We start from the raw sequence: 22196 nt of genomic DNA, 5'->3' as shown, positions 1-22196 counted from the left end.
TCTCAATTCTCCCTCTCCCCGTTCTTACGGGGCGAGGGGAAGAGGCGCACGTTTCGAGATGGGGCTACTTCGCCTTCTTCTTCGCCTTCGCGGCCTTGGCCGGCTTCTCCTTCGCCGGCTTCTCCTTCACCGACTGCTTCTTTTCCGGCTTCTGCACGGCGGCGGCTGCCTCGGCTGCCGCGAGCCGCATTGATCGCGCGTAGCTGTCGGCGACGTTGTCGGCGGACATCTGCAACCGCTTGGCGGCGGCGGTGGCCTGCTCCATCGTGGTCTTGGCCATCTCCTTGTAGCGATCCCGCAAGTCTTTGCTCTTGGCCTTGGCCGCAAGGCCCGCGAACTTGTCCCGCCGCTCCTTGGCGCGGGCCATCAGCCCGGTATGCAGTTGTCTGGCCAATTGCCGGATCACGACATCCAGGTCGGCGTCCGCCATATCATCTTCCTCTTGGTAACAGTCACATCAAGGCGGGCGAATATGCAGATACGGATGGGGGTTGGCAATCGCACGAACGCAACGATTGGGCCTGTGCAAGGCGGAAGTCGCGGCTATCCAACGCTTTCAGTCATGGATCGATTGGGCTCCTGAGCGTAGGATCGCCCGCAGGGCGCATTGCCCATCATGCACCGGAAGGAGGGTCTCATGTATGCCGCCATCCGTCAGGCCAAGGCAAAAAGCGGGACGGCCGAAGAGCTGGCGCGCCGCATCAAGGAAGGTGCGGTTCCCATCATCAGCGACGTCGAGGGTTTTCGCGCCTACTACGTGGTCTATGCCGGCGACGACACGGTGACCGCGATCTCCATCTTCGACAAGTTCGAGCAGGCGGAGGAGGCCAACAAGCGCGCGATCGCCTGGATCGAGAGGGATCTCGGACCGCTCTTGGCGGGAGAGGCGCGTGCGGTGGCAGGCCCGGTGATCGTGCATACGCTGGTGTGATTACGTCGCCGCGATCGCCTCACAACTCCCGCGCATTCGAGAACGCGAACGAGCTCACGCGCCTTGTTGTCTCGTCCAGAATCAGCGTGCGCGTGATTGGCGGCTCGGCGCGCTGGGCGCAATTTTCGCGTTCGCAGAGCCGGCAGTTGACGCCGATCGGCGTGCCCTCCGCCTTCTCCAGATCGAGGCCTGCGGCATAGACCAGGCGCGAGGCATGGCGGATCTCGCAGCCGAGGCCGATGGCAAAGCGCGGTTGCGGCAGCGGATGCGGCGCGATGGGCCGGCGCACCATCTGCGCGATCGAGAAATAGCGCGTGCCGTCGGGCAGCTCGATCACCTGCTTGAGCAGCCTGTCAGGCGTGTCGAAGGTCGAGTGCACGTTCCACAGCGGGCAGGTGCCGCCGAACTTCGAGAACGGGAAGGTGCCGGAGGAGAAGCGCTTGGAGACGTTGCCGGCATTGTCGACGCGCAGCAGGAAGAACGGGATTCCGCGCGCGTTCGGTCGCTGCAACGTGGTCAGGCGGTGGCAGACCTGCTCGAAGCCGGCGCTGAAGCGCTGCGCCAGCACGTGGATGTCGTAGTTCAGCGTCTCGGCCGCGCCGAGGAACGCCGGATAGGGCATCATCACGGCGGCGGCAAAATAATTGGCGAGCGTGATGCGGAACAGCCGCCGCGGCGCATCGTCGAGCGGGCCCGCGCGGCCGATGATGGTCTCCAGGTGGCCTGCGCATTCGCCGAGCCCGATCTGGAAGGCGAGCTGGAAGGCGCGGCCGGGCGTATCGACCAGCTCGGAGATCAGGAGCTGGCGGCGGTGGCGGTCGAAGCGACGCAAGGTCTCGCGCATCACGTCGACCGGCATGATCCGGGTCGTGATCGAGTGCTTTTCGCGCAGGCGCGTGGCGAGCGCCGCGTAGAGCTCTTCGGCCGGCACGTTCAACTCGTCGCGCAAGGCTTCGGCGGCCTGCTCGAGCTCCGGAAAATAGTTGCGGTTGGCCTCGATCAGCTCGCGCACCCGCTCGACCGGGTTGGCCTCGTATAGCGTGCCGACGTCGCGGTCGGCCATCTGTGCCGCCGCCAGCGTCTCGCCCTGGCGTGCCTCGGCATAGGCCGCATAGAGCCGCTGCATCGCGTGAGTCACGCCGGGGCAGAGCTCGGCGAGGTCGCGCAGCTCCTGCTTGGGGACGTCGATCTGCCGGAACAGCGGATCGGAGAAGATCTCGTTCAGTTCCGCGAAGAAGCGGTCCTCGTCGGCGGTCGCGAGATCCCGCAAGTCAAGGTCATAGGCCTCGGCGAGCCGCAGCAGGATTTGCGCGGTCACCGGGCGCTGATTGCGCTCGATCAGGTTGATGTAGCTCGGCGAGATGCCAAGCCCCTCGGCGATCTGGGTCTGTGACAGCCCCAGTTGCTGGCGGATGCGCCGGAAGCGCGGCCCCACGAACAGCTTTTTTCCCGATACGGCAGGCATGGCGGTTTTCCAGTGCGCTAAGGACAGGGCTTCTGACGCAATATTTTACATTTTTTACAAAATAACATCTGTGACATGTTTTTATGTTACATGACATCACCATTCGAATACAAGCCATCTGTACGAATTTAGCTTTTTCGCGTTTAGCTCTCGACACGTACTTCGCAATGCACTGTCACAAATGTTGAGATTGACGACGCCTGCCAATTTGTCGTCATCGAAGGGATCAAGGACATGAATTTCCAACCGCGCGGAATCATCCAGGGACCAGCGTCCTACCAGAGCGAGATTGAGGCGGCCGAAGCCCTCCTCAAGGACAAGCCCACCTGGAACGGCGTGACCGCCGAGGCCGTGGCGCGCATGCGGCTGCAGAACCGCTTCAAGACCGGCCTCGACGTCGCCCGCTACACCGCGGCGCTGATGCGCGCCGACATGGCCGCCTATGATGCCGACAGCACCAAGTACACCCAGTCGCTCGGCTGCTGGCATGGCTTCATCGCCCAGCAGAAGCTGATCTCGGTCAAGAAGCATTTTGGCACCACCGATCGCCGCTATCTCTATCTCTCGGGCTGGATGATCGCCGCGCTGCGTTCCGAGTTCGGCCCGCTGCCCGACCAGTCGATGCACGAGAAGACCTCGGTGCCGGCCCTGATCGAGGAGCTCTACACCTTCCTGCGTCAGGCGGATTCCCGTGAGCTCAACGACATCTTCCGCAGCCTCGATGCCGCCCGCAAGGAAGGCGACAAGGTCAGGGAGAAGGAACTGATCGCGAAGATCGACAACTTCAAGACCCACGTCGTGCCCGTCATCGCCGACATCGACGCCGGCTTCGGCAACGCGGAGGCGACCTATCTGCTCGCCAAGAAGATGATCGAAGCGGGCGCCTGCGCGCTGCAGATCGAGAACCAGGTCTCCGACGAGAAGCAGTGCGGTCACCAGGACGGCAAGGTCACCGTGCCGCACGACGTCTTCCTGGCAAAGATCCGCGCCTGCCGCCACGCCTTCCTCGAGCTCGGCGTCGAAGACGGCATCGTCGTGACCCGCACCGACTCGCTCGGCGCCGGCCTGACCCAGCAGATCGCCGTCAGCCACAAGCCCGGCGATCTCGGCGACCAGTACAACAGCTTCCTGGATTGCGAGGAAGTCACCGCGGCGAATGCCAAGAACGGCGACGTCATCATCAACCAGAACGGCAAGATGATGCGTCCGAAGCGGCTGCCCTCCAACCTCTACCAGTTCCGCCCCGGCACCGGCGCGGACCGCTGCGTGCTCGACTGCATCACCTCGCTGCAGAACGGCGCGGACCTCTTGTGGATCGAGACCGAGAAGCCGCATATCGAGCAGATCGCCAGCATGGTCGATCGCATCCGCAAGGTGATCCCGAACGCGAAGCTCGCCTACAACAACTCGCCGTCCTTCAACTGGACGCTCAACTTCCGTTGGCAGGTCTACGACGCGATGAAGGAAGCCGGCCAGGACGTGTCCAAGTACAACCGTGCCGAGCTGATGAAGGCGGAGTACGACGATACGCCGCTGGCGAAGGAAGCCGACGAGCGCATCCGCACCTTCCAGGCGGATTCGGCCAAGCGCGCCGGCATCTTCCACCACCTGATCACGCTGCCGACCTACCACACGGCCGCGCTGTCGACCGACAACCTCGCCAGGGAATATTTTGGCGAGCAGGGCATGCTCGGCTACGTCAAGAACGTGCAGCGCGCGGAGATCCGTCAGGGCATCGCCTGCGTCAAGCATCAGAACATGGCCGGCTCCGACATCGGCGACGATCACAAGGAGTACTTCGCCGGCGAGGCCGCCCTGAAGGCGGGCGGCGCCCACAACACGATGAACCAGTTCGGCTAGCGGTAGTAGGGTGCAACCAGCACCCGGCTTCAGGCGGTCAACGCATTTAGAGGAGACTGACAAATGACCAAAGGTAGCAATTTCTGGGTGATCGGCGGCGAGTTTGGTTCGATGAACTTCCACAAGCTCGTGGAAGGCTCGGCCCAGGTGCAGGGCCCGTTCAAGACCCGCAAGGAAGCCGAGGATGCCTGGCGCACGGTCTCGGAAGAGAACCGTCACAAGGCCGGCGTCCGCTTCTCGATCGTGGAAGAACCGAACCGCACTCCGGCAACCTGAGCTATTGCGGCCGAGCCAATATCAAGAAACGTCCAAGGACTGATGGTCCCATCCGGCGCGAGTCGGGTGGGATCGTCTGCTTTTGGGACAGGGAAAACCCCGCGGCGGCGTCGTAAGTGCCTGGAATTCAACGCGCTTTGCGGCGATCATGGTAGCTGATAGGTTAACGGCTGTTGTCGAGTAACGGGGCCGAATATGTCAGAGCCGCAGAATGCCGGGACCAATGCCAGCCAGCCGCGCACGGTGCGGCTGCGCGATGCGCTCCTGAAGGCGCGGATCGAGGCCGCCGACCGCACCGGTGTCGTGGTCGACCTGCGCGACGCCGAGGTCGCGCGGCTTGAGATCCTCAACGACGCGCTCGATCCTCTGTTCGCCGAAGTGCCGGACAGAGTCGATCTGTTTGATCGCGGCATCAGCCAGGGCGACACGCCGCGGCTGTGGATCGACGTCGTCGCGCACATCATGATGGGCCGCGACAAGCGGATGTACCGCTTCGTCCAGGACACCCGCCACGGCCGCATCGTGCTCGCCGAATCGCACGACACTGGCGCGATCGTCGAGGCCGTGACCGACTATGTCGCGCGCCGCATGGTCGAGCGCGAGCGCGCGCTGGTGGTCGCGCCCGAGCCGAAACCGCCCGTCGCGGAGAAGCCGCGCCGCTCCCGCGTGTGGAGCTTTCTGCTCGGCTTCATCCTCGGCGCCGTCGCGCTGTTCGGCTTCGCGCTGTTTGCGAGCTTGCGGAGCTGGTGAGGGCGGCGGCAGGGCGGGGCAATCGTGTTCGTGGCATCGGCGTCGTCGGGCTTCCTGGGTGTCCTGCTGGCCGCGGCCGTGTTCGGCATCGTCATCCTTGCCGGCAAATGGCTGCAACTGCGGCGAGCCGAGTTCATCCGCACCTTCCGCTGGCCGCCCGGGCTGCTGGAGCGGCTCGAGAAGAAGCATCCCGGCTTCGCGCGGAAAGACAGCGCGCTGGTGTCCCGCGGCTTGCGGCAGTTTTTCCTCGCCTATCTCATGGGCGGCAGGCGCTACGTCTCGATGCCGTCTCAGGTCGCCGACGACCTCTGGCACGAATTCATCCTTTATACGCGCGAGTATCAGGCGTTCTGCCGTCGTGCCTTCGGCGGCTTCCTGCATCACATGCCCGCGGTGGTCTTGAGCGAGCATCGCAAGAGCAATGAAGGCCTGCGCCGCGTCTGGTGGTACTGCTGCAAATACGAGAACATCGATCCGGTCAGTCCGACACGGCTGCCGCTGCTGTTTGCATTGGACAGCAAATTCAACATTGCCGGCGGCTTCGTCTACCATCCCGATTGCCGGGAATTGCGTCGCAGCGGATCGGGCGCGGCCCATTGCGGCGGTGATTTCTCCGACTCTTCGATCGACGGTTCATCCGCCGGCTTCGGCGATGCCGGCAGCAGCGATTCCGGTGGCGGTCATGGCGGGGACAGCGGTGGCGACGGAGGTGGGAGCTGTGGCGGCGGAGGCTGCGGCGGTGGTGGTGGCGGGGATTAAGCCAGCCGCACGTGCTTTATCTGCCGGATCTGCGATCCGCTATCGAGGCTGCGTACGGTCTGCTCGCAGCGCCAGCCGCTGTTGTCCTTCTCGATGGAGAACAGGTTGTACGCCGCCGCCGGATAGCGCCCGTGCGCAAGCGCGGAGGCCGACGGCACGCCGATCGCGGGGATCCGGCCGTTGGGGCCGTCGAACCACATCGTCGAATGCACGTGGTCGTGGCCGTGCAGGATCAGCTCGACGCCGTGGCGCTTCAGAAGCGCCAGCAGCGCCTTGGAATCGGTCATGCGCTTGACGTGGGATTTCGAGCTCAGGGGATGGTGAACAAGGAGAACGCGAAACGAATCCTCGGAAGCAAGCCGCTCCAGCACCTCCGCGAGATCAGCGAGTTGCGCGCGCCCGAGCGTACCCGTCGCCATCAGGGGCAGCGTCGGCACGGCGGTGGAGAGGCTGATCAAGGCCACCGGCCCGCGCCGGCGTACGGCAGGGAATGCCGTGGCGGCCGGCGCATCGCCGAGATAGGACGAAAAGACTTCGCCGAAGCGATGGCGCGTGGCGCGGACATAGGCGTCGTGATTGCCGGGGATGGCGGTGACGCGATCCGGCGGGCCGACGCCTTCGAGCCAGGCCAAGGCGGGAGCGAATTCTGCCTCCAGCGCCAGGTTGACGAAGTCGCCGGTAACCGCGATGTGGTCGGGGTTCTGGGCATGGACATCCGCAACCAGCATGTCGAGCACCTCGCGACGCTGGTATTTGTGGCGGTTGCGCGTCCAGTTGACGTAGCCGAGCGCGCGTTTGCTCGCGAGCTCGACCAGCCGCGGCCTTGGCAGCGGGGGAATATGCGGGTCGGACAGGTGCGCGAGCTTGAAGGGAGTCATCGGATGCGATTGCCTCGCTATTCCCCCGATGTAATGGCAAGGTCGGACGCGAGGCGCAAGTGAGCTTAAAGACCGAGCTTCGCAAGGGAGCCTGATGGCAGATCTGCTCGACCAGTTGCGACGGAAACACGAGCCGCTGCTGCGGCGAATCTTCCATTTTTACTGGCGTTTCGTCCGCGGCATGACGCTCGGCGTCCGCGCCGTCGTGCTCGATGCCGATAACCGCGTGTTCCTGGTCAGGCACAGCTATGTCAGCGGCTGGTATCTGCCGGGTGGCGGCGTTGACGTCGGCGAGACCATGGATGAAGCGATGCGCCGCGAGCTGAAGGAGGAGGGGGATATCGACGTCACGGGTGAGGTCGCCCTGCACGGCATTTTCCTCAACAGCCACGTCTCGCGCCGCGACCATGTCGCGGTCTACATCGTCCGCCACTACAGGCAGGATCGCCTGCCCAAGCCCAACCGCGAGATCATCGAATGCGGCTTCTTTGCAGTCGCGAATCTGCCCGAAGGCACCACGCAAGGCACGCGACGGCGGATCGCGGAGATTCTCGACGGCAAGCCGCAGATTGCGACGTGGCGGTAGAGGCCATGACGGTGTGGAAGCAGCCGCACATAAACTCGCTTCACCCGCCGGTCTTGCCGCCCTCTCGCGCCTTCAATTCCAGCGTCAGCAGGCTCTGCTCCTGGATCAACGCCCAGTTCTGCCGCTCGAGCCTGTGCAGGCGAGCCGTGATGTTGTGCATGAAGGCGAACACCACCAGGAACAGGGCGCCGAACATCACGACAAAGGGAAACACCACGCCGGTGAGATGGCTGACGAGATAGGCTAGCTTTGGAAACAGCGCGAAGCCGGCCGGAATGATCGCCACCATCGACAGCATCAGGAAATCGTAGAGATCGAATTTTCCCTGCAGCGTCTTGCGCAGCAGCACCAGCATGTAGATGAACGCAAAGGCGGAGATGACGACGACCGTCTCGACGCTTGGAAGAATGTTTGTCACGACGCCCCCTCGGCTATTCAGCGCAGCATTGATGGAATTCGTGAGCTCACGACCGCCTCGCGATCCGCGCGAGCAGGATGTAGCCGAGCACACGGATCATGTAGCTCACCGACTTCAATCCGTCGATCGAACTGACGCCGTTTTCGCGCGCGCGCATCTCGACCGGAATTTCGCCGACCGTGAGGCCTGCGCGCATCGCCCAGGCCAGCGAGATCGGCTCCGGAAAATCCATGGGGTATGCCTTCGCGAAGAACGCGATGGCGCGGCGGTCGAGCAGGCGCATGCCGCTGGTCGGATCGGTGATGCGGCCCCCCGTGAACAGTGCGTTGAGGGCGCGTGCGATCAGCCGGATGCCGGCGCGCCGCATTCGCGTCGAGCAGAAGCCGGCATTGTCGATGAAGCGGCTACCGATGGTGATGTTGGTCGGAGCCCGCGCATAGGCGTTCAACAATGTCTCGATCTCGCGCGGATCATGCTGCCCGTCGCCGTCGATCTGGATGCAGAAATCATAGTCTTGGCGTGACGCGTATTTGATGCCGGTCTGCACGGCACCGCCGATGCCGAGATTTTGTGTCAGGCGCGCGACCGGCGAGCGCGCGCTTGCAACCGCGCTGGTCGCGTCCGACGAGCCGTCGTCGACGACGAGCGTGTGGTAGGGGCGGTCGGTCGCTGCGATCTCGCCGAGGAGATCGCCGATCGAGGCCTCCTCGTTGAAGCAGGGGATGACCAGCAGGATTCGCGGCACGCCGCGTTGCGGTGCGGCGGCACCGCTTCGGCACGTGTCGGTCGAACCCAATTCCATGTCAGTCACGTCAGCCCCAACCCCGGAAATCCCTGCATTGCTATACTTGCCGGTGCTTTTCCTGTACAGGCGGCAAGCCCTGTTCAAGTCCTTTTCAAGCCCTGCCGGGCCGCCGGCGAGACCTCCATGAAAGCCGTCAAGATCCTCTTCTCGATCGTCTTCCTCGCGATCCTGACCAGCAATGTCCGGCTGATCTCGCATTGGACCGAGAGCCGCGGCGTCTATGACGACATCTGCTACCTGCGCCAGGCGCATCTGTTCCAGCGCTTCGGCTGGCAGGGGCTCGATACCAGCCTCGCCCGCGAGGACGACGGCTACCTCGCGAGCAAGTTGCGCAGCATCAATTTCGAGAACTGGAAGGACGGCACGAAGGCGCCGTGCCACACCCAGACCGCAGACGGCAGCAAATGGGTGATGACGCCACCGCCAGGGACCGGTTTTGTGCTGGCGCTGTTTCCGGAAGGCTTTCAGGCCATTCCACTCTATGCGCTGGCGAACATGATCATCGCCGGCTTCGCCCTGTACGGCCTGTGGCGCGCGCGGCATCCGGGCGCGCTGGCGCTCGCCGCATCGTTCGGTGCGGTCTCGATCTACTTCATGATCAACCCGGCAAAGGCGAGCTACTCGATAGCGCCGACCATGGTGGTCTGTGCGCTCGCCGGATTATTGACGGCAAGATTGTTCGACGATGAAGACAGGCCGCGCCTGCTGATGCTCGCACTCGTCGGTGCGCTGCTCGGGCTATCGGCGAGCTTCCGCATAGCCAACGTGCTGCTGTCGGCGGGTTACTTCCTGTTCTTCGGCGTGTCGTTCCTGGTCCGGCGCGACCAGAAGACGTTCATGCAGGGCCTGTCGCTCGGGCTTGGATTCCTGGTCGGGATATTGCCGGTGCTGGCCGCGAACATGGTCAATTCGGGCCATCCGCTGGTGTCGGCCTATGGCGGCCAGGACACGCAGGCACCCAGTCTCGATCTGGCGGTGCTGCGCGCCTATCTCGGGGATACACAGTTCCCAGTGATCCTGCTCCTCTGCTTGTGGACCGCGCTGCTGTGGCGCTTTTCCAGCCAATTCTGTGTGAGGCGATTGGCGCTGCTGGTGGCCGGCAATCTTGCGCTGAACCTGGCGTTCTTCGCCACGCATCCCGTGTTCACGCAGTATTACACGCTCCCGATCGTCATGCTGACCCTCTGGACAGCGCTGTTCGCGACCATCTTCTCGCGCGAGATGCAGGGCATGCAGGCAGATGGACCGCAGCCTTCCGAGATGCTATCCCGCGTCCCGATATGAGCGATCTCTCACTTACGATTCTGCCTGAGGCCGCCGGCGACGCGCAGGCGATCGAGCGGCTGCACGAGCGCACCTTCGGCCCCGGCCGCTTCGTGCTCAGCGCCTACCGGATCCGCGAGCATGTCGACCATGTGCTCGAGCTCTCCTTCACGGCCCGCATCGGCACGCTGCTGGTGGGATCGGTGCGGCAATTGCCGATCCTGATCGGCGAGACGCCGGCGCTGCTGCTCGGGCCGCTGACGGTCGAGCCGCCGTTCCGCGGCCGCGGCGTCGGCCGGCTGCTGATGGAACGCGCGCTGAAGGACGCCAAGGCGAAGGGGCACGCCATCGTGCTGCTGGTCGGTGACGAGCCCTATTACAGCCGCGTCGGCTTCAAGCCGGTGCCGAAGGGCCGTGTCATCATGCCGGGTCCCGTTGATCACGCCCGCGTCCTGGTGTTCGAACTCGTCGATGGCGCCTTCGAGGGCGTGTCAGGGCCCGTGGGCCCTGACTGGAGCAAGGCGAGAAGCTAGAACTTGAAATTGGCGAACGCGCGGACGCCGATGCCGGGCATCAGCACCTCGTCCTTGGTATAGGACACCGAGTTGCGGATGCTCTCGTTCAACAGATTGTTGCCGACGAGGCCGACCATCATCTCGCGCGCGCCGAACCAATTTTGACTGAGCTTGGTCTTGTAGCTCACCTCCGCCTTCAACAGATTGTAGCCGGGTGTCGGCGTCTCCGCGACCGCGGCGATGTTGTTCTGAGGGAAGGCGTGCAGGAGGTTGATGCGCATCAGCCAGTTGTCGTCGCGCCAGAACAGGCCGCCGCCCATCCTGAGTGGCGGGATGCGCGGCACGTTGGTGCCGTCGGTGAAGGTGGCGCGCACCACGTCGAGCTGGTTCTCGATGCCCCAGATGCCGCCGTTGAATGCGCCGACATCGAGCTGCGACTGGAACTCGCCGCCGCGGAAGGTCGCATCGCGTTGCGAATATCTTGCTTGGTTCAGCTCAAGCTGGTTCGGATTGGCTATGTCTACACAAGCCGCATCGTCGCATGTGTTGCCGGTCAATCGGCGGTATATGAAGCCATTGAACTTCGTGTAGTAGCCGGTGAGTTCGAATCGCAACGGCCCGGTCGCGCGCCGTAACCCGACCTCGATCGATTTTGCCGTTTCGATGCCGAGATCGGGATTGCCGATATCGAAGGTGGCGGTTGCATCATGCGCGCCGCGCGAAAAGAGCTCTGCCGGTTTCGGCGCTCGTTCGACGTATTGACCTGTAATGCTGGCAACCAGATCCCACGGCAGATTCTGGATCAGGCCAATGCTCGCACTTTTCGGCGTGAAGTGCAGATTGTGCGGCGTCGCGGGACCAACACTGGCAGGGTCAATGTTGACGTCGAACACGGGAGGTATGAATGCCGGCGTTGTGCCGGAGAGGTTGACCTGCTCGATGCGTCCAGCAATCTGCGCCTTGGTGGTCTCGCTGAATTTCAGCTCGTTGAAGACGTAACCGGCGAGCCTGTTGTTCTTGTTAGGGTCCCACAATCCGTTGAGCGGGCTGCCTGGATCATCGGGGCTTGGCGCCGTCAGTTCCTGATGGCCTGCCTGAAATCCGATTGCCGTCGTCACCTCCGCAAAGCGCGCGTTGAATGGCATCAACTGCACCTCGGTGCGGATCTCCTGCTCCTTGTTGGTGAAGGTCTGCCGCACGCCGTCACTGCTCGGGTCGGCGGGATCGGCGAGGCCAATCTCGTTGTGCTTGTAGTTGGTGGCGCCCGCCCAGAAGCGAATCGTGTCGATCGCGGCGGCGTCGGGGCGATATTCGCCCTTGACGTTGACCTTGGTCTGGTGGCCGTCGATGCGCGTGTTGTGATCGGCGCCGTCGATGCCGGGGATATGGTAGAGCGCGTCGTTCTGCGTGATCGCGGCGCCGATGAAGCCGCCCTGGAAGAAGTAGGAGCCGCCGATCGAGCCGCCGTCCGACTGTGTCGCCGAGTTCGGCTGCCGGCCATTCACCGGCCGGGTCTGGTCGGCGAGATACGGATAGGCGGGAATCGCATAGTCCGAGGTCTTGCGGCCATAGGCGTCGGCATGGAGTGCGAAATTGCCGGCACCGGCATCGATCAGCACGCCGCCCTCGACGCCGCGATCGACCGAGCTGACCGCGGTGCGCGTCTCGGCTGTGACGCAAGGCGCGCCCGGCGTGGCCTGTGGCGCGGACATGCCAAAACTCTGGAACGGCGGCGCGGCGCAGGTCGGCAGCGTGTCCGGAATGCGGTTGTTGGTCGCGCTCACGACGCCACCAATCGAGGTCGAGCCGTAGCGCAAGGCGGCCGGCCCGCGCACCACTTCGACCTGATTGGTCGCGAGCGTATCGATCGGGACGAAATGGTCTTCGCCGAGATCGGAGGCGCCGTTCGAATTGGTGCCGTTCTCGACGATGCCGACGCGGTTGACGTCGAGGCCCCGGATGATCGGCCGGCTGGAGGCGCCGGGCGCAAAGCTCGAGCCGGTGATGCCGGGTTTCGAGAACAGGAGATCGCCGAGCTGTCCGCCGCCCTCGCGGCGGATCTCTTCGTTCGGCACCACCGTGACGGTGGCGAACTGGTTGGTGACGATGGGCAGCACGCCCTGTTGCTGCGTGGCCGGCGCTGGCGCGGCCGCGACCTCCGGCCCACGCTCGCGGTTGCGCGCGGTGCCGCCACGCGTGACGCGCGCCGTGGTGCGGACGCGCACCGTTTGCCGCCGGACGATCGGGCTGGGCGCGGTGACTTCGACCGCCGGTAATTCGGTTGGCGCCGGCTTGTCCTGTGCCATGGCCGGCATGGCCGCGGCGCCGAGCAGGAGCAGGCTTGCTCCGCACAGACACTGCGCGCGTCGTCGTTGGGATGTCATTGTCCTGATTCCAGTCAGGCGCCGACCAAAGTTGGATTTGTTGGTTGGCGACCTGCCGTCGCGGTGCGACGGAATTCGACTTCAACTGCTCCCGGACGCTCCAGCGCGAACGCAGGACGGACCGGGTGTGATCAAGCGTTGGAGGTCAGGACAGGGGAGGGGCGCGCGGCTGGAACGACGCGCCGGCCGACTTCAGATGCGCGAATTCGGCGTCGGTGGTGAGGTAGAGAAATTCGACGGCCTGAGGCAGCAGCAGGACAGGCGGCGTCGCGAACACAATCGTGCTCGCCATCGAGACGACGGCGCAGATCGCGCAATAGTCGTCACCGGACTGGTCTTGGTCGGGAACGGCCGGCGATTGCTTCTGGACCGCGACACCGTCAGCTGTCGCGACGCTACCGTCGATCTGCTGCCAGGATTGTAGCAGCGGTGCGGCCTGCGCGAACGAGTGGCTGTGACCGAAAGACAGCGCGAACTGCACCAGCAGCGCGAAAAGCGCGAGCCGGGCACCGTGCCGGATGTTCGACCTGAACCACTTCATGCGGAAACGCACCCCAGCATCACGGGGGCCCAATTCCCCGGCCCACGCGATGTTACATTATAACATCGGAAGGTCGCAGCGGTGTCAACCGCGGCGCGGCGGACAAACCGAGGTCAGTGACGGATGTGTTGTTCGTGCAACGGGGCGCGAGCTTAGCGCCCCTCGCGCATCCAGGTCGCGGCGAATGCACCGAGCAGCAGCAATAGCCCGATCAGGCCGGCGAAGATCGGCAGTACGCCGACGCCCTTCACCACGCTGGCGTCGCGCAGCCTCACGCCCATCCAGCCGTCGCCATGGAAGACGCTGGAGGAGCGCACCGGCACGATGCGCGGCAGGTCGACGCTCGCTCCGTCCACCACCCGCACGGCGTCGCCGCCGGTTGCCTGCGTCAGCGGCCTCAAGGTCTCGGCGGTGGAGGTGACCTCCGAAAACTCCTTCGGATTGGTCGGGCCGACATTGATGAGCGCCTTCAGCGTGCCGTCGGTCGCCTGCCACAGGCCGAGTTCGTTCGCAGGCAGGCTCGCGCGCCACTCGCCGGGCTCGCCCGCGTTCAGTGTCAAATCATGCGTCACGCCGGACGGCGAAGTCACCGACACCGGCTGCACGCTGTCCGACATGGTCTGGCGCACCACCACGATGTCCTTACCCTGCACCTGCAAGCGCAGCGCTTCCTCGTCCAGATCAGGCTGCTTCATCAGCCAGTGCGACATCCGCCGCAGCAGATCGAGATGCGGGCCACCGCCTTCATAGCCGCGCGCCCACAGCCAGATGTGGTCGGAAAGCAGCAGCGCGACGCGCCCCTCGCCGAAGCGCGACAGGAACAGCAGCGGCTTGTTGTCGGCGCCGGTCATGACGGGGGTACCGGTGGCGTTACGCGTATCGACGGTGCGGAAGAAGCGGCTCCAGCGCGGCGGCTCGCTGCCTGAGCCTTCCAGCCCGCGCGTGACGGGATGGCGTTTGCCGGTGTCGGACAGATGCGCATAGAACGGCTTTTCGGTCACGCCGACCGGCTCGGCCGGCAGCACCGAATCCAGCGGCGTACGCCAGATGCTGGTGTTCGACGCGTAGTCGGGGCCGGCCGAGACCAGCACCGCGCCGCCCGAACGCACATAGCGCGCGATGTTGTCGAAATAGGCGATCGGCAGCACGCCCTGGCGGGCGTAGCGGTCGAAGATGATCAACTGGAATTCGTTGATCTTCTGCTGGAACAGCTCGCGGGTCGGAAACGCGATCAGCGACAATTCGTTGATCGGCGTGCCGTCCTGCTTCTCCGGCGGACGCAGAATGGTGAAGTGCACGAGATCGACGCTGGCGTCGGATTTCAGCAAATTGCGCCAGGTGCGCTCGCCGGAATGCGGCTCGCCGGAGACCAGCAGCACGCGCAGCTTGTCGCGCACGCCGTCGATGGCGACGACGGCGCGGTTGTTCACCGGCGTCAGCTCCCTCTCGAGCGGCGAGGCCTCGATCTCGACGATGTTGGGGCCGGCATGCTTGATGTCGACCTCGACGCTGGAGGTCTGGCCGCTCGACATGTTGCGTTCGCTGATGACCTCGCCGTCCCTGCGGATCGTGACCTTGGCGCGCTCGCCGGTCACACCCTGATCGTCGAGGCGATAAGTGATGGTCTGGTTCTGGCCGACGATGCCGAAGCGCGGCGCGGCGGTGATCGCGATGCGGCGGTCGCGCTCGTTCTTCTGCCCGGTGATCAGCGCATGCACCGGCGCCTGGAAACCGACTGCGGCGGTGCTCGCGGGAATGTCGTGCACCCGGCCGTCGGTGATCAGGAACGCGCCGGCGACGCGATCGACCGGGACGTCGGACAGTGCGGAGGCGAGCGCGCCGAACAGCTTTGTGCCGTCGGTCTCGCCGTCGGCCTGACCGGCGTCGACGACCCGCACCTCGAGGCCCTTGATCTTCTTCAGGCTGTCGACCAGCGCTTCCTGTGCCTGCGCGGCCTCGCGATTGCGGTTGCCAAAGTTCTGGCTCGGGCTCTTGTCGACGACAACAGCGGCGACCGAGGTGAGGGGATCGCGGTCCTCGCGGGTGAAGGACGGATTGGCGAGCGCGAGCAGGATCAGCGCCAGCGCGACGACGCGGACGGCTGCGCCGCGTGCGCGGGCGAGCAGCAGGATGACCGCCATGACGATGATCGCGCCGAGCCCGATCCACAGCACGATCGAGGGGACAAGCGGCGTGAACGCGATGCCGTAGTTCATATCGCTCCTATTGCCCCAACCGCTCGATCAGCGCCGGTGCGTGCACCTGGTCCGCCTTGTAATTGCCGGTCAGCGTGTACATCACGATGTTGACGCCGGCACGGAACGCGAACTCGCGCTGGCGCGGCTCGCCCGGCGTGAGCGGCAGCATCGGCTGGCCGTCGGGACGGATCGCCCAGGCGCCGGCGAGGTCGTTGGAGGTGATGATGATCGGTGACACGCCGTCGCCGCCGCGCGCCGGGCGCTGCGCGCTCTCGTCGTCATCCTCGCGCGGCAGGGTCTCGACCCAGGTCTGGCCGGAGCTGAAGCGGCCGGGGAAGTCGCGCAGCAGGTAGAACGTCTTGGTCAGCACGTGCTCGCGCGGCACCGGCTCCAGTTCCGGCACGTCGAGCGAGGACAGGATCTCGCGCAGCGTCTGCATGGCCGGCGTCTGCGATGCGCCATTCTCGCCGGGCGGCGCCTCGATCGCGTCGCGGGTGTCGAAGATCACGGTGCCGCCCTGCTTCATGTAGGCGTCGATCTTGTTGATGGCGTCCTGCGGCGGTTTCGGCGCGCCCGGCACGATCGGCCAGTAGATCAGCGGGAAGAAGGCGAGCTCGTCGCGCGCGGGATCGACGCCGACGGGATCGCCGGCCTCGAGCGCGGTGCGCTGCGCCAAGAACAGCGTGAGGCCGGCCATGCCGGCTTTCACGATCGAATCGACGTCGGCATTGCCGGTCACGACATAGGCGAGGCGGGTCTGCGACACGGCCTTCATCGCAAAATCGTCGGAAGCGGCGTCGGCGCGCGAGGGCGACGGCGAGAAGGTTGCGGCGAGCGCAAGCCCGATCGCGAGCACCGCGGGCGCGGCACGGCGGCGGATCAGCGCCGCGAGCCCACCGCCGAGCAGCGCGACGATGATCGCGTCGATCAGGAACAGGATGAGCGAGGTCGACAGCAGCCAGCCGCGCAGGTCGCGCGGCTCGGCATTGGTATAGGTCGCGTGCCGCGCGCGCAGGCTCGCGGTGTTGAGCGGCGCGATGCGGTCGGCAGCAGCGAGCGCATTCACCGCCAGCGGTCCCTCAGCCGGGCCGTAGAAGCCGGGCGGGTGATCGGGCGTGGCGCGGTCGCGATAGTCGGCGCTCACGGGCTTGGCGGTCGCCGGCGGCGGACCGAAGGCGCCAAAGCCGTCGAGGATGTGCAGCGGCGCGACCGTCTCGGCGCTGGCCTCGCCGGCGACGCCCGCGCCCGGCTTGGAGGTGTAACCGGACATATCGACAATCCGCCTCAGCATTTCGACGAAGGTGCCGGACATCGGCAGGTCCGACCAGCGCATATCGGCGCTGACGTGAAACAGGCTTACCAGCCCCTTGCCGCGATGCTCGCCGGTTACGAGCGGCGTGCCGTCCTCCAGCGATGCCCAGCTCTTGGCCGCCAGCGCTGCGTTGGGCTCGGCCAGCACCTGCCGGCTCACGGTGACATCCTTCGGCACGGGAACGCCGGCGAACGGACCGTCGGCCGTGAAGTTTGCCAGATGCTGCGGCTTCTCCCAGGTCAGGCTGCCGCCGAGCGTGCGGCCGCCCTTGCGCAGCTTGACCGGCACGAGATCGTCTTCGGCCTGCGCAAGCCGGGGACCGGCAAAGCGCACCAGCACGCCGCCCTGGTCGACCCAGGCATTGAGCCGGTCGCGAACTTCCGGCGCGACGGTGCCGACATCGGCGAGGATGATCATCGGCAGCTTCTGGTCGAGGAATTGCGTGATGCCCTGCTGCGGGGAGCCCTTGTCCGCGAGCCGGACGTCGGCGAACGGCGCCAGCGCGCGGGTGAGGTAGAAGGTCGGGGCAAGCAGCGGCTGCGCGGTCTCGCTGGTCGCGCCGGAGACGATGCCGATCGCGCGGCGCCGCCAGCGCTTGTCCAGCAGTTGCACGGCGCCGGCGGAACGTTCGCCTGCGATCTCGAGCCGGGTGATGTCGTTGCGCAGCTCGACCGGAAGGTCGAAGGCCGCCTCGGTGTCCTTGTCCTGCGGGCCGAAGGCGTAACGCGCTTCGCCGATCGGCGAACTTTTCTGGTCCAGCGCGCGCACGGTGCCGGCGGTGATGCCGCTGCCGGTGCGCAGCACCTTCACCGTCATCCGCGCGGCGGCGTTCTCGGCTGCGACCAAAGCGAGCGGGGACGACGTGCCGCCTTCGAACACGGTCAAGCTGCGGTCTCCGATCGTCTTGCCCAGACCCTGCACGAATTCATCGCCGCGGCCGGTATCGACACCGTCAGACAGCCAGGCGATCTCGCAATCGCCGGTTGCCTTCAGGAAACGGTCGATCGTGGTGAGAGTTTCAACGCGATCGACCGAATAGGCCTTTGGCGTGATCTGCCGCAACGCAACGCGCGCGGCGCCCGCCGGCATCAGCGTGATGTCGCGGTTCGGCTCCGACAGCGGCACCAGCGCGATCGCGCGGCGATCATTGTCGGCGTTGGCGATCAGCTCGTCGGCCGCCTTGATCCTGGTGTCCCAGTTGGCGGCGGCGCTCCAGCCGTCGTCGAACATGATCAGCAGCGGCGCCTTGCTGCCGGCGATGCCGGTCTGCGGATTCCAGATCGGGCCCGCGGCCGCGAAGATCACCAGCGCCGCGGCGAGCAGGCGCAGCGCCGTCAGCCACCATGGTGTCCGCGAGGGCGTTTCTTCCTTGGGCGCGATGTCGAACAGCAGACGGGTCGGCGGAAACTCGATGCGGCGCGGTCGCGGCGGCATCACGCGGAGCAGCCACCACAGCGCCGGCAGGCTGACGAGCCCGATCAGGAGCAGCGGTTCGGTGAAAGCGAGTGGCAGGCCCATCATGCGGCAGGCCCCGCTTTGATGGTCGAGCTGCGAACCCCGAGCTTGCTCGCAGTCATGCCGGCGTGCAGGAACAGCAACAACTCGGCGGCGGAGCGATCGGTCGAATGGGTCGTGAACAGCCAGTCCAGTCTGTTGGTCTCGTCGCGGATCTGGTCGCGGTGCAGCGCGAGGCGCGTGGTGTAGTCCGCGGCCCAGCTTTCGGCACGGCCGGCGGTGATCACGCCAAAGCCCTCGGGCTCGACGAATTCGATGCGCCCGGAATAGGGGAACGTCTCCTCCGCAGGATCGACGATCTGCACCAGCGTGCCATGCGCGCCGGAGGCGGAGAGCCCTGCGAGCATCGTCCTGATCTCCGCAATCGGCGACCAGAAGTCGCCGAGCACGACGATCTCGGCGAGTGACGACGGCACGAAGGAGGGCGGCAGGCTCAACCGCGCGGCGTCGTCATGCAGCATCGCCTGCGCCATCTTGTCGATGACGCTGCGGCTCGCGGTCGGCGGCATCAGGCCGGGAATGCCGACGCGTTCGCCGCCGGCGACGAGCAGCTCGGCCAGTGCGAAGGCGACGATCAGCGAGTGCTCGAGCTTGGACTCGCGCGCCTGCCTTGATGCGAAGGCCATCGAGGGCGAGCGGTCCGGCCAGATCCACACCGTGTGGGCGGCCTCCCATTCCTGCTCGCGGACATAGAGATGATCGTCACGCGCCGAGCGCCGCCAGTCGACATTTTGCGACGGCTCGCCGGAGACGAAGCGGCGGTATTGCCAAAAGCTTTCGCCGGAGCCGGCGCGACGGCGGCCGTGCAGGCCGTGGATGACGTTGGCGGCGATACGGCGGGCTTCAAGCACAAGGCGCGGCAACGATGCGGCGAGCGTACGGCTTTCGCCATCGGCACGTCGGATCGCTACGGTCTCCCTGGCAATCGGCCCGTTGTCTGCGGCCATCAACCGATCCGTGTCTTCAATTGCCGGATCACGTCCGGGATCGTGCGCCCTTCGGCGCGGGCAGAGAAGGTCAGTGCCATGCGGTGCTTCAGCACGGGCTCGGCGAGGTCGAGCACGTCATCGATCGACGGCGCGAGCCGTCCGTCGAGCAGCGCGCGGGCGCGCACCGCCAGCATCAGCGACTGGCTGGCGCGCGGGCCGGGGCCCCAGGCGATCAGCTTGCCGGTCTCACCGGCGTCGGGGCCGGGACGCGCCGAGCGCACCAGCGACAGAATGGCTTCAACGACGGAATCGCCGACCGGCAGGCGCCGGACCAGGCGCTGCGCCGAGATCAGCGCGTCCGCGGTCATCGATCCCTTCGCCAGCGTCTCGTCGGCGCCGGTGGTCTCGAACAGGATGCGGCGTTCGGCGTCGCGGTCGGGATAATCGACGTCGATCTCCATCAGGAAGCGATCGAGCTGCGCTTCGGGCAGCGGATAGGTGCCTTCCTGCTCCAGCGGGTTTTGCGTCGCGAGCACGTGGAACGGCTTTGGCAGATCGTGGCGGGCGCCGGCGACCGTGATGTGCTGCTCCTGCATCGCCTGCAGCAGCGCCGATTGCGTACGCGGGCTGGCGCGGTTGATCTCGTCAGCCATCAGGAGCTGCGCGAACACCGGACCGGAGATGAAGCGGAACGAGCGCTTGCCGGCGGTGCTCTCGTCGAGCACTTCGGCGCCGAGAATGTCCGACGGCATCAGGTCGGGCGTGAACTGGATGCGCTTGGCGTCGAGACCGAGCGTGACGCCGAGCGTCTCGACGAGCTTGGTCTTGGCGAGGCCGGGCACGCCGATCAGCAGCGCATGGCCGCCGGAGAGGATCGTTACCAGCGTGTTCTCGATCACGCGGTCCTGGCCGAAGATGACGGTCGCGATCGCGTCTTTCGCGGCGCGAATCTGGCCCGACACCTGCTCGGCCGATCGGACGATCACGTCCTCGAGTTTCTCGACACTTTCCGCCATCCGTCAGCTCCTTCGGCGCGTCGCGCGGCCTGTTGCGTCGTCACGTCATGGACACCATGCTAAACTTGCAGGAAGGCCATGTATTCGTTGAATTAAGCTATCCCCACCTTATCGGCTTCGGGCTATGTACGGCATCACGAAGTGGCGACCTTGCACACCGGATGATTCCGGGGTGGAACCGCGCACCAACCGACAACGTAGACCTGCACCAATCGTGCCAAATGACAAAGTCAGGGCAAACCATGGCGAACCAAGGGCAGAGCACCAGACAGGGACTTGAGGGGCTGACTGCGGCCGCCAATCAAGCTGTCGAAGATGCCACCGGCGCCAAAAAAGGCCTGCCTCCGGTGCATCTGTGGAATCCGCCGTTTTGCGGCGATCTCGACATCCGAATCGCCGGCGATGGTACATGGTTCTACATGGGCACGCCAATCGGCCGGCCGGCGCTGGTCCGCCTGTTCTCGACCATTTTGAAGCGCGAAGGGGACAAGCATTACCTCGTCACGCCGGTGGAGAAGGTCGGTATCCGCGTCGATGACGCGCCGTTTATGGCGGTTGAGATGCAGAAGGACGGCGAGGGCAACCGGCGCGTGCTGAGCTTTCGCACCAATGTCGACGATTGGGTGAGGTGCGACAGCGCGCATCGGCTCCGCTTCGAGCAGGCCGAAGGCGGCGGACTGACGCCCTATCTGCACGTGCGCGCCGATCTCTGGGCCAAGGTGACACGCGCGCTGTATTATGACCTTGTTGACATGGGCGAGGAGCGAATGGTCGATGGCCAGCCGATGTTCGGCGTCGAGTCGGCCGGCGAATTCTTCGCCATGGCCGATGCGGAGCAGGTGAGGGCCGCACTTTGAGCAAGCCGATCTTGAAGACCGGACCCGCCACGCCAGTCGGCGCGACGGAGTTTTTCGACCGCTCGAAGGCGCGGCTTCGCTTCGACGTTCCGCCCGGCCTCTACGATCCCAATATCGTTCCGCTGTCCGGCGATCCCGGCACCGACAAGATGCTGGAGATCATCGCGCGCGAGCAGCCGGTTCGGCCCGCAGCGGTGCTGATCCCCGTGATCGACCGGCCCGAGCCGACCGTGCTGCTGACGCAGCGCGCCGCCCATCTCAACGACCATGCCGGCCAGATCGCCTTTCCCGGCGGCAAGATCGACGCGATCGACGCCGCACCCGTCGATGCCGCGCTGCGCGAGGCCGAGGAGGAGGTCGGCCTGTCGCGCCAATTCGTCGAGCCGATCGGCTATCTCGATCTCTACGGCACCGGCTTCGGCTTCCGCATCCTGCCGACGGTCGCCAAGGTCAAGCCGGGATTCGAGCTGACCATCAATCATTCCGAGGTTGATGATGCCTTCGAGGTGCCGCTATCCTTCCTGATGAACCCGGCGAACCACCAGGTGCACAGCAAGGAATTCCGCGGCATGGAGCGCTCCTATTACGCGATGCCGTTTGCCGAGCGGTACATCTGGGGTGCGACCGCCGGCATATTGCGTGTGCTCTATGAGCGGATCTATTTGTCATGATCCGGCCGGCCCTGACCGAGATCGGAATCTTCCTCATTCCCTTCGCGGTCTATGCGCTGTTTCTGGTCGCGACCCGATCGGGGCTGTTCGTGCAATCGTCCTGGACGGTCACCACCCTCGCGCGGCTCGCGCTGGTGGCGCTGGTGCTGGTCATCGCGAGCCTGATCGGGCTCGCGCACTTCACCGGTGCGCCGCCGGATTCGACCTACGTTCCCGCCCATATCGAGAACGGCAGGCTCGTGCCGGGCGCCGAGAAATAAGGGCTGC

General features: G+C 65.4%; 22 protein-coding genes. 11 read left to right on the top strand and 11 right to left on the bottom strand.

The window, feature by feature from the left end; genetic code table 11:
• Window positions 1-64: 64 nt before the first annotated feature.
• Complete coding sequence (locus KUF59_RS34220) at window positions 65-430, bottom strand: hypothetical protein (RefSeq protein WP_212461764.1); 366 nt, start codon at window positions 428-430, stop codon at window positions 65-67.
• 207 nt (window positions 431-637) lie between these two features.
• Between KUF59_RS34220 and KUF59_RS34215 the strand changes: the two genes are divergently transcribed.
• A complete protein-coding gene (locus KUF59_RS34215) occupies window positions 638-931 on the top strand; it encodes an antibiotic biosynthesis monooxygenase (protein ID WP_212461763.1) in 294 nt (97 codons plus the stop codon).
• 19 nt (window positions 932-950) lie between these two features.
• Here KUF59_RS34215 and KUF59_RS34210 read toward each other — a convergent pair whose 3' ends face one another.
• Window positions 951-2396, bottom strand: a complete 1446-nt coding sequence (locus KUF59_RS34210) for a helix-turn-helix domain-containing protein (protein ID WP_258767638.1) — start codon at window positions 2394-2396, stop codon at window positions 951-953.
• 234 nt (window positions 2397-2630) lie between these two features.
• On the opposite strand from KUF59_RS34210, the gene KUF59_RS34205 reads away from it, so the two are divergent.
• The 4 genes from KUF59_RS34205 to KUF59_RS34190 all read left to right on the top strand — a co-directional run bounded on the left by KUF59_RS34205 (window position 2631) and on the right by KUF59_RS34190 (window position 6041).
• Entirely contained in the window at window positions 2631-4256 is a 1626-nt protein-coding gene (locus KUF59_RS34205; protein WP_258767637.1) for an isocitrate lyase, read from the top strand.
• A 63-nt stretch (window positions 4257-4319) separates the two neighbouring features.
• Window positions 4320-4532, top strand: coding sequence for a DUF4170 domain-containing protein (locus KUF59_RS34200; RefSeq protein ID WP_212458929.1), 213 nt, complete (start codon window positions 4320-4322; stop codon window positions 4530-4532).
• 195 nt (window positions 4533-4727) lie between these two features.
• Entirely contained in the window at window positions 4728-5282 is a 555-nt protein-coding gene (locus KUF59_RS34195) for a hypothetical protein (RefSeq protein WP_258767636.1), read from the top strand.
• 24 nt (window positions 5283-5306) lie between these two features.
• Window positions 5307-6041 (top strand): glycine-rich domain-containing protein, encoded by a 735-nt coding sequence (locus tag KUF59_RS34190; protein WP_212458927.1) that lies wholly within the window; start codon window positions 5307-5309, stop codon window positions 6039-6041.
• Here the strand turns inward: KUF59_RS34190 and KUF59_RS34185 are convergent.
• Window positions 6038-6919: a metallophosphoesterase family protein gene (locus KUF59_RS34185; protein ID WP_212458926.1), complete on the bottom strand. Its 882-nt coding sequence runs from the start codon at window positions 6917-6919 to the stop codon at window positions 6038-6040. The two genes, KUF59_RS34190 and KUF59_RS34185, sit on opposite strands and share 4 nt — an antisense overlap.
• A gap of 94 nt (window positions 6920-7013) precedes the next feature.
• Here KUF59_RS34185 and KUF59_RS34180 point away from each other — a divergent pair, with 94 nt between their 5' ends.
• Window positions 7014-7505, top strand: coding sequence for an NUDIX domain-containing protein (locus KUF59_RS34180; protein WP_258767635.1), 492 nt, complete (start codon window positions 7014-7016; stop codon window positions 7503-7505).
• A 40-nt stretch (window positions 7506-7545) separates the two neighbouring features.
• Here KUF59_RS34180 and KUF59_RS34175 read toward each other — a convergent pair whose 3' ends face one another.
• Window positions 7546-7923, bottom strand: coding sequence for a DUF2304 domain-containing protein (locus tag KUF59_RS34175; RefSeq protein WP_258767634.1), 378 nt, complete (start codon window positions 7921-7923; stop codon window positions 7546-7548).
• A 46-nt stretch (window positions 7924-7969) separates the two neighbouring features.
• Entirely contained in the window at window positions 7970-8725 is a 756-nt protein-coding gene (locus KUF59_RS34170; protein WP_258770065.1) for a glycosyltransferase family 2 protein, read from the bottom strand.
• A gap of 126 nt (window positions 8726-8851) precedes the next feature.
• On the opposite strand from KUF59_RS34170, the gene KUF59_RS34165 reads away from it, so the two are divergent.
• Window positions 8852-10012 carry a hypothetical protein gene (locus tag KUF59_RS34165; RefSeq protein WP_258767633.1) on the top strand — a complete coding sequence of 387 codons (1161 nt, stop codon included), beginning with the start codon at window positions 8852-8854 and terminating at the stop codon, window positions 10010-10012.
• The gene (locus KUF59_RS34160) at window positions 10009-10524 is read left to right on the top strand and encodes a GNAT family N-acetyltransferase (protein ID WP_212458921.1); all 516 of its coding nucleotides are present in this window, start codon (window positions 10009-10011) and stop codon (window positions 10522-10524) included. Before KUF59_RS34165 ends, KUF59_RS34160 begins: the two co-directional genes overlap by 4 nt.
• Here KUF59_RS34160 and KUF59_RS34155 read toward each other — a convergent pair.
• The 6 genes from KUF59_RS34155 to KUF59_RS34130 form a co-directional block, all read right to left on the bottom strand.
• Entirely contained in the window at window positions 10521-12890 is a 2370-nt protein-coding gene (locus KUF59_RS34155; RefSeq protein WP_258767632.1) for a TonB-dependent receptor, read from the bottom strand. The two genes, KUF59_RS34160 and KUF59_RS34155, sit on opposite strands and share 4 nt — an antisense overlap.
• A gap of 145 nt (window positions 12891-13035) precedes the next feature.
• Entirely contained in the window at window positions 13036-13431 is a 396-nt protein-coding gene (locus tag KUF59_RS34150; RefSeq protein WP_258767631.1) for a DUF2946 domain-containing protein, read from the bottom strand.
• Between the two features lie 152 nt (window positions 13432-13583).
• Window positions 13584-15647 carry a hypothetical protein gene (locus KUF59_RS34145; RefSeq protein ID WP_258767630.1) on the bottom strand — a complete coding sequence of 688 codons (2064 nt, stop codon included), beginning with the start codon at window positions 15645-15647 and terminating at the stop codon, window positions 13584-13586.
• Window positions 15648-15654: 7 nt separating this feature from the next.
• Complete coding sequence (locus KUF59_RS34140) at window positions 15655-18462, bottom strand: DUF4159 domain-containing protein (RefSeq protein ID WP_212458917.1); 2808 nt, start codon at window positions 18460-18462, stop codon at window positions 15655-15657.
• The gene (locus tag KUF59_RS34135; RefSeq protein ID WP_258767629.1) at window positions 18459-19403 is read right to left on the bottom strand and encodes a DUF58 domain-containing protein; all 945 of its coding nucleotides are present in this window, start codon (window positions 19401-19403) and stop codon (window positions 18459-18461) included. The genes KUF59_RS34140 and KUF59_RS34135 overlap by 4 nt, the downstream gene beginning before the upstream one ends.
• The gene (locus tag KUF59_RS34130) at window positions 19403-20401 is read right to left on the bottom strand and encodes an AAA family ATPase (RefSeq protein ID WP_212458915.1); all 999 of its coding nucleotides are present in this window, start codon (window positions 20399-20401) and stop codon (window positions 19403-19405) included. Before KUF59_RS34130 ends, KUF59_RS34135 begins: the two co-directional genes overlap by 1 nt.
• 242 nt (window positions 20402-20643) lie before the next feature.
• Between KUF59_RS34130 and KUF59_RS34125 the strand changes: the two genes are divergently transcribed.
• From KUF59_RS34125 to KUF59_RS34115, 3 genes are read left to right on the top strand one after another with little or no spacing between them, the layout of a single operon-like run.
• Window positions 20644-21258 carry a DUF1285 domain-containing protein gene (locus KUF59_RS34125; protein WP_212458958.1) on the top strand — a complete coding sequence of 205 codons (615 nt, stop codon included), beginning with the start codon at window positions 20644-20646 and terminating at the stop codon, window positions 21256-21258.
• Complete coding sequence (locus tag KUF59_RS34120) at window positions 21255-21929, top strand: CoA pyrophosphatase (RefSeq protein ID WP_212458914.1); 675 nt, start codon at window positions 21255-21257, stop codon at window positions 21927-21929. The genes KUF59_RS34125 and KUF59_RS34120 overlap by 4 nt, the downstream gene beginning before the upstream one ends.
• The gene (locus KUF59_RS34115; RefSeq protein WP_212458913.1) at window positions 21926-22189 is read left to right on the top strand and encodes a DUF6111 family protein; all 264 of its coding nucleotides are present in this window, start codon (window positions 21926-21928) and stop codon (window positions 22187-22189) included. The genes KUF59_RS34120 and KUF59_RS34115 overlap by 4 nt, the downstream gene beginning before the upstream one ends.
• The last annotated feature ends 7 nt before the right edge of the window (window positions 22190-22196 follow it).

Source organism: Bradyrhizobium arachidis (assembly GCF_024758505.1).
Lineage (GTDB): Bacteria > Pseudomonadota > Alphaproteobacteria > Rhizobiales > Xanthobacteraceae > Bradyrhizobium > Bradyrhizobium manausense_C.
This window is presented reverse-complemented; position numbering and strand designations above follow the sequence as displayed.

Excerpts from the sequence above, each read along its gene's own strand:
- KUF59_RS34220 (WP_212461764.1), bottom strand. The coding sequence starts at position 430 with ATGGCGGACGCCGACCTGGATGTCGTGATCCGGCAATTGGCCAGACAA.
- KUF59_RS34215 (WP_212461763.1), top strand. The coding sequence starts at position 638 with ATGTATGCCGCCATCCGTCAGGCCAAGGCAAAAAGCGGGACGGCCGAA.
- KUF59_RS34210 (WP_258767638.1), bottom strand. The coding sequence starts at position 2,396 with ATGCCTGCCGTATCGGGAAAAAAGCTGTTCGTGGGGCCGCGCTTCCGG.
- KUF59_RS34205 (WP_258767637.1), top strand. The coding sequence starts at position 2,631 with ATGAATTTCCAACCGCGCGGAATCATCCAGGGACCAGCGTCCTACCAG.
- KUF59_RS34200 (WP_212458929.1), top strand. The coding sequence starts at position 4,320 with ATGACCAAAGGTAGCAATTTCTGGGTGATCGGCGGCGAGTTTGGTTCG.
- KUF59_RS34195 (WP_258767636.1), top strand. The coding sequence starts at position 4,728 with ATGTCAGAGCCGCAGAATGCCGGGACCAATGCCAGCCAGCCGCGCACG.
- KUF59_RS34185 (WP_212458926.1), bottom strand. The coding sequence starts at position 6,919 with ATGACTCCCTTCAAGCTCGCGCACCTGTCCGACCCGCATATTCCCCCG.
- KUF59_RS34180 (WP_258767635.1), top strand. The coding sequence starts at position 7,014 with ATGGCAGATCTGCTCGACCAGTTGCGACGGAAACACGAGCCGCTGCTG.
- KUF59_RS34170 (WP_258770065.1), bottom strand. The coding sequence starts at position 8,725 with ATGGAATTGGGTTCGACCGACACGTGCCGAAGCGGTGCCGCCGCACCG.
- KUF59_RS34165 (WP_258767633.1), top strand. The coding sequence starts at position 8,852 with ATGAAAGCCGTCAAGATCCTCTTCTCGATCGTCTTCCTCGCGATCCTG.
- KUF59_RS34160 (WP_212458921.1), top strand. The coding sequence starts at position 10,009 with ATGAGCGATCTCTCACTTACGATTCTGCCTGAGGCCGCCGGCGACGCG.
- KUF59_RS34155 (WP_258767632.1), bottom strand. The coding sequence starts at position 12,890 with ATGACATCCCAACGACGACGCGCGCAGTGTCTGTGCGGAGCAAGCCTG.
- KUF59_RS34150 (WP_258767631.1), bottom strand. The coding sequence starts at position 13,431 with ATGAAGTGGTTCAGGTCGAACATCCGGCACGGTGCCCGGCTCGCGCTT.
- KUF59_RS34145 (WP_258767630.1), bottom strand. The coding sequence starts at position 15,647 with ATGAACTACGGCATCGCGTTCACGCCGCTTGTCCCCTCGATCGTGCTG.
- KUF59_RS34140 (WP_212458917.1), bottom strand. The coding sequence starts at position 18,462 with ATGATGGGCCTGCCACTCGCTTTCACCGAACCGCTGCTCCTGATCGGG.
- KUF59_RS34135 (WP_258767629.1), bottom strand. The coding sequence starts at position 19,403 with ATGGCCGCAGACAACGGGCCGATTGCCAGGGAGACCGTAGCGATCCGA.
- KUF59_RS34130 (WP_212458915.1), bottom strand. The coding sequence starts at position 20,401 with ATGGCGGAAAGTGTCGAGAAACTCGAGGACGTGATCGTCCGATCGGCC.
- KUF59_RS34125 (WP_212458958.1), top strand. The coding sequence starts at position 20,644 with ATGGCGAACCAAGGGCAGAGCACCAGACAGGGACTTGAGGGGCTGACT.
- KUF59_RS34115 (WP_212458913.1), top strand. The coding sequence starts at position 21,926 with ATGATCCGGCCGGCCCTGACCGAGATCGGAATCTTCCTCATTCCCTTC.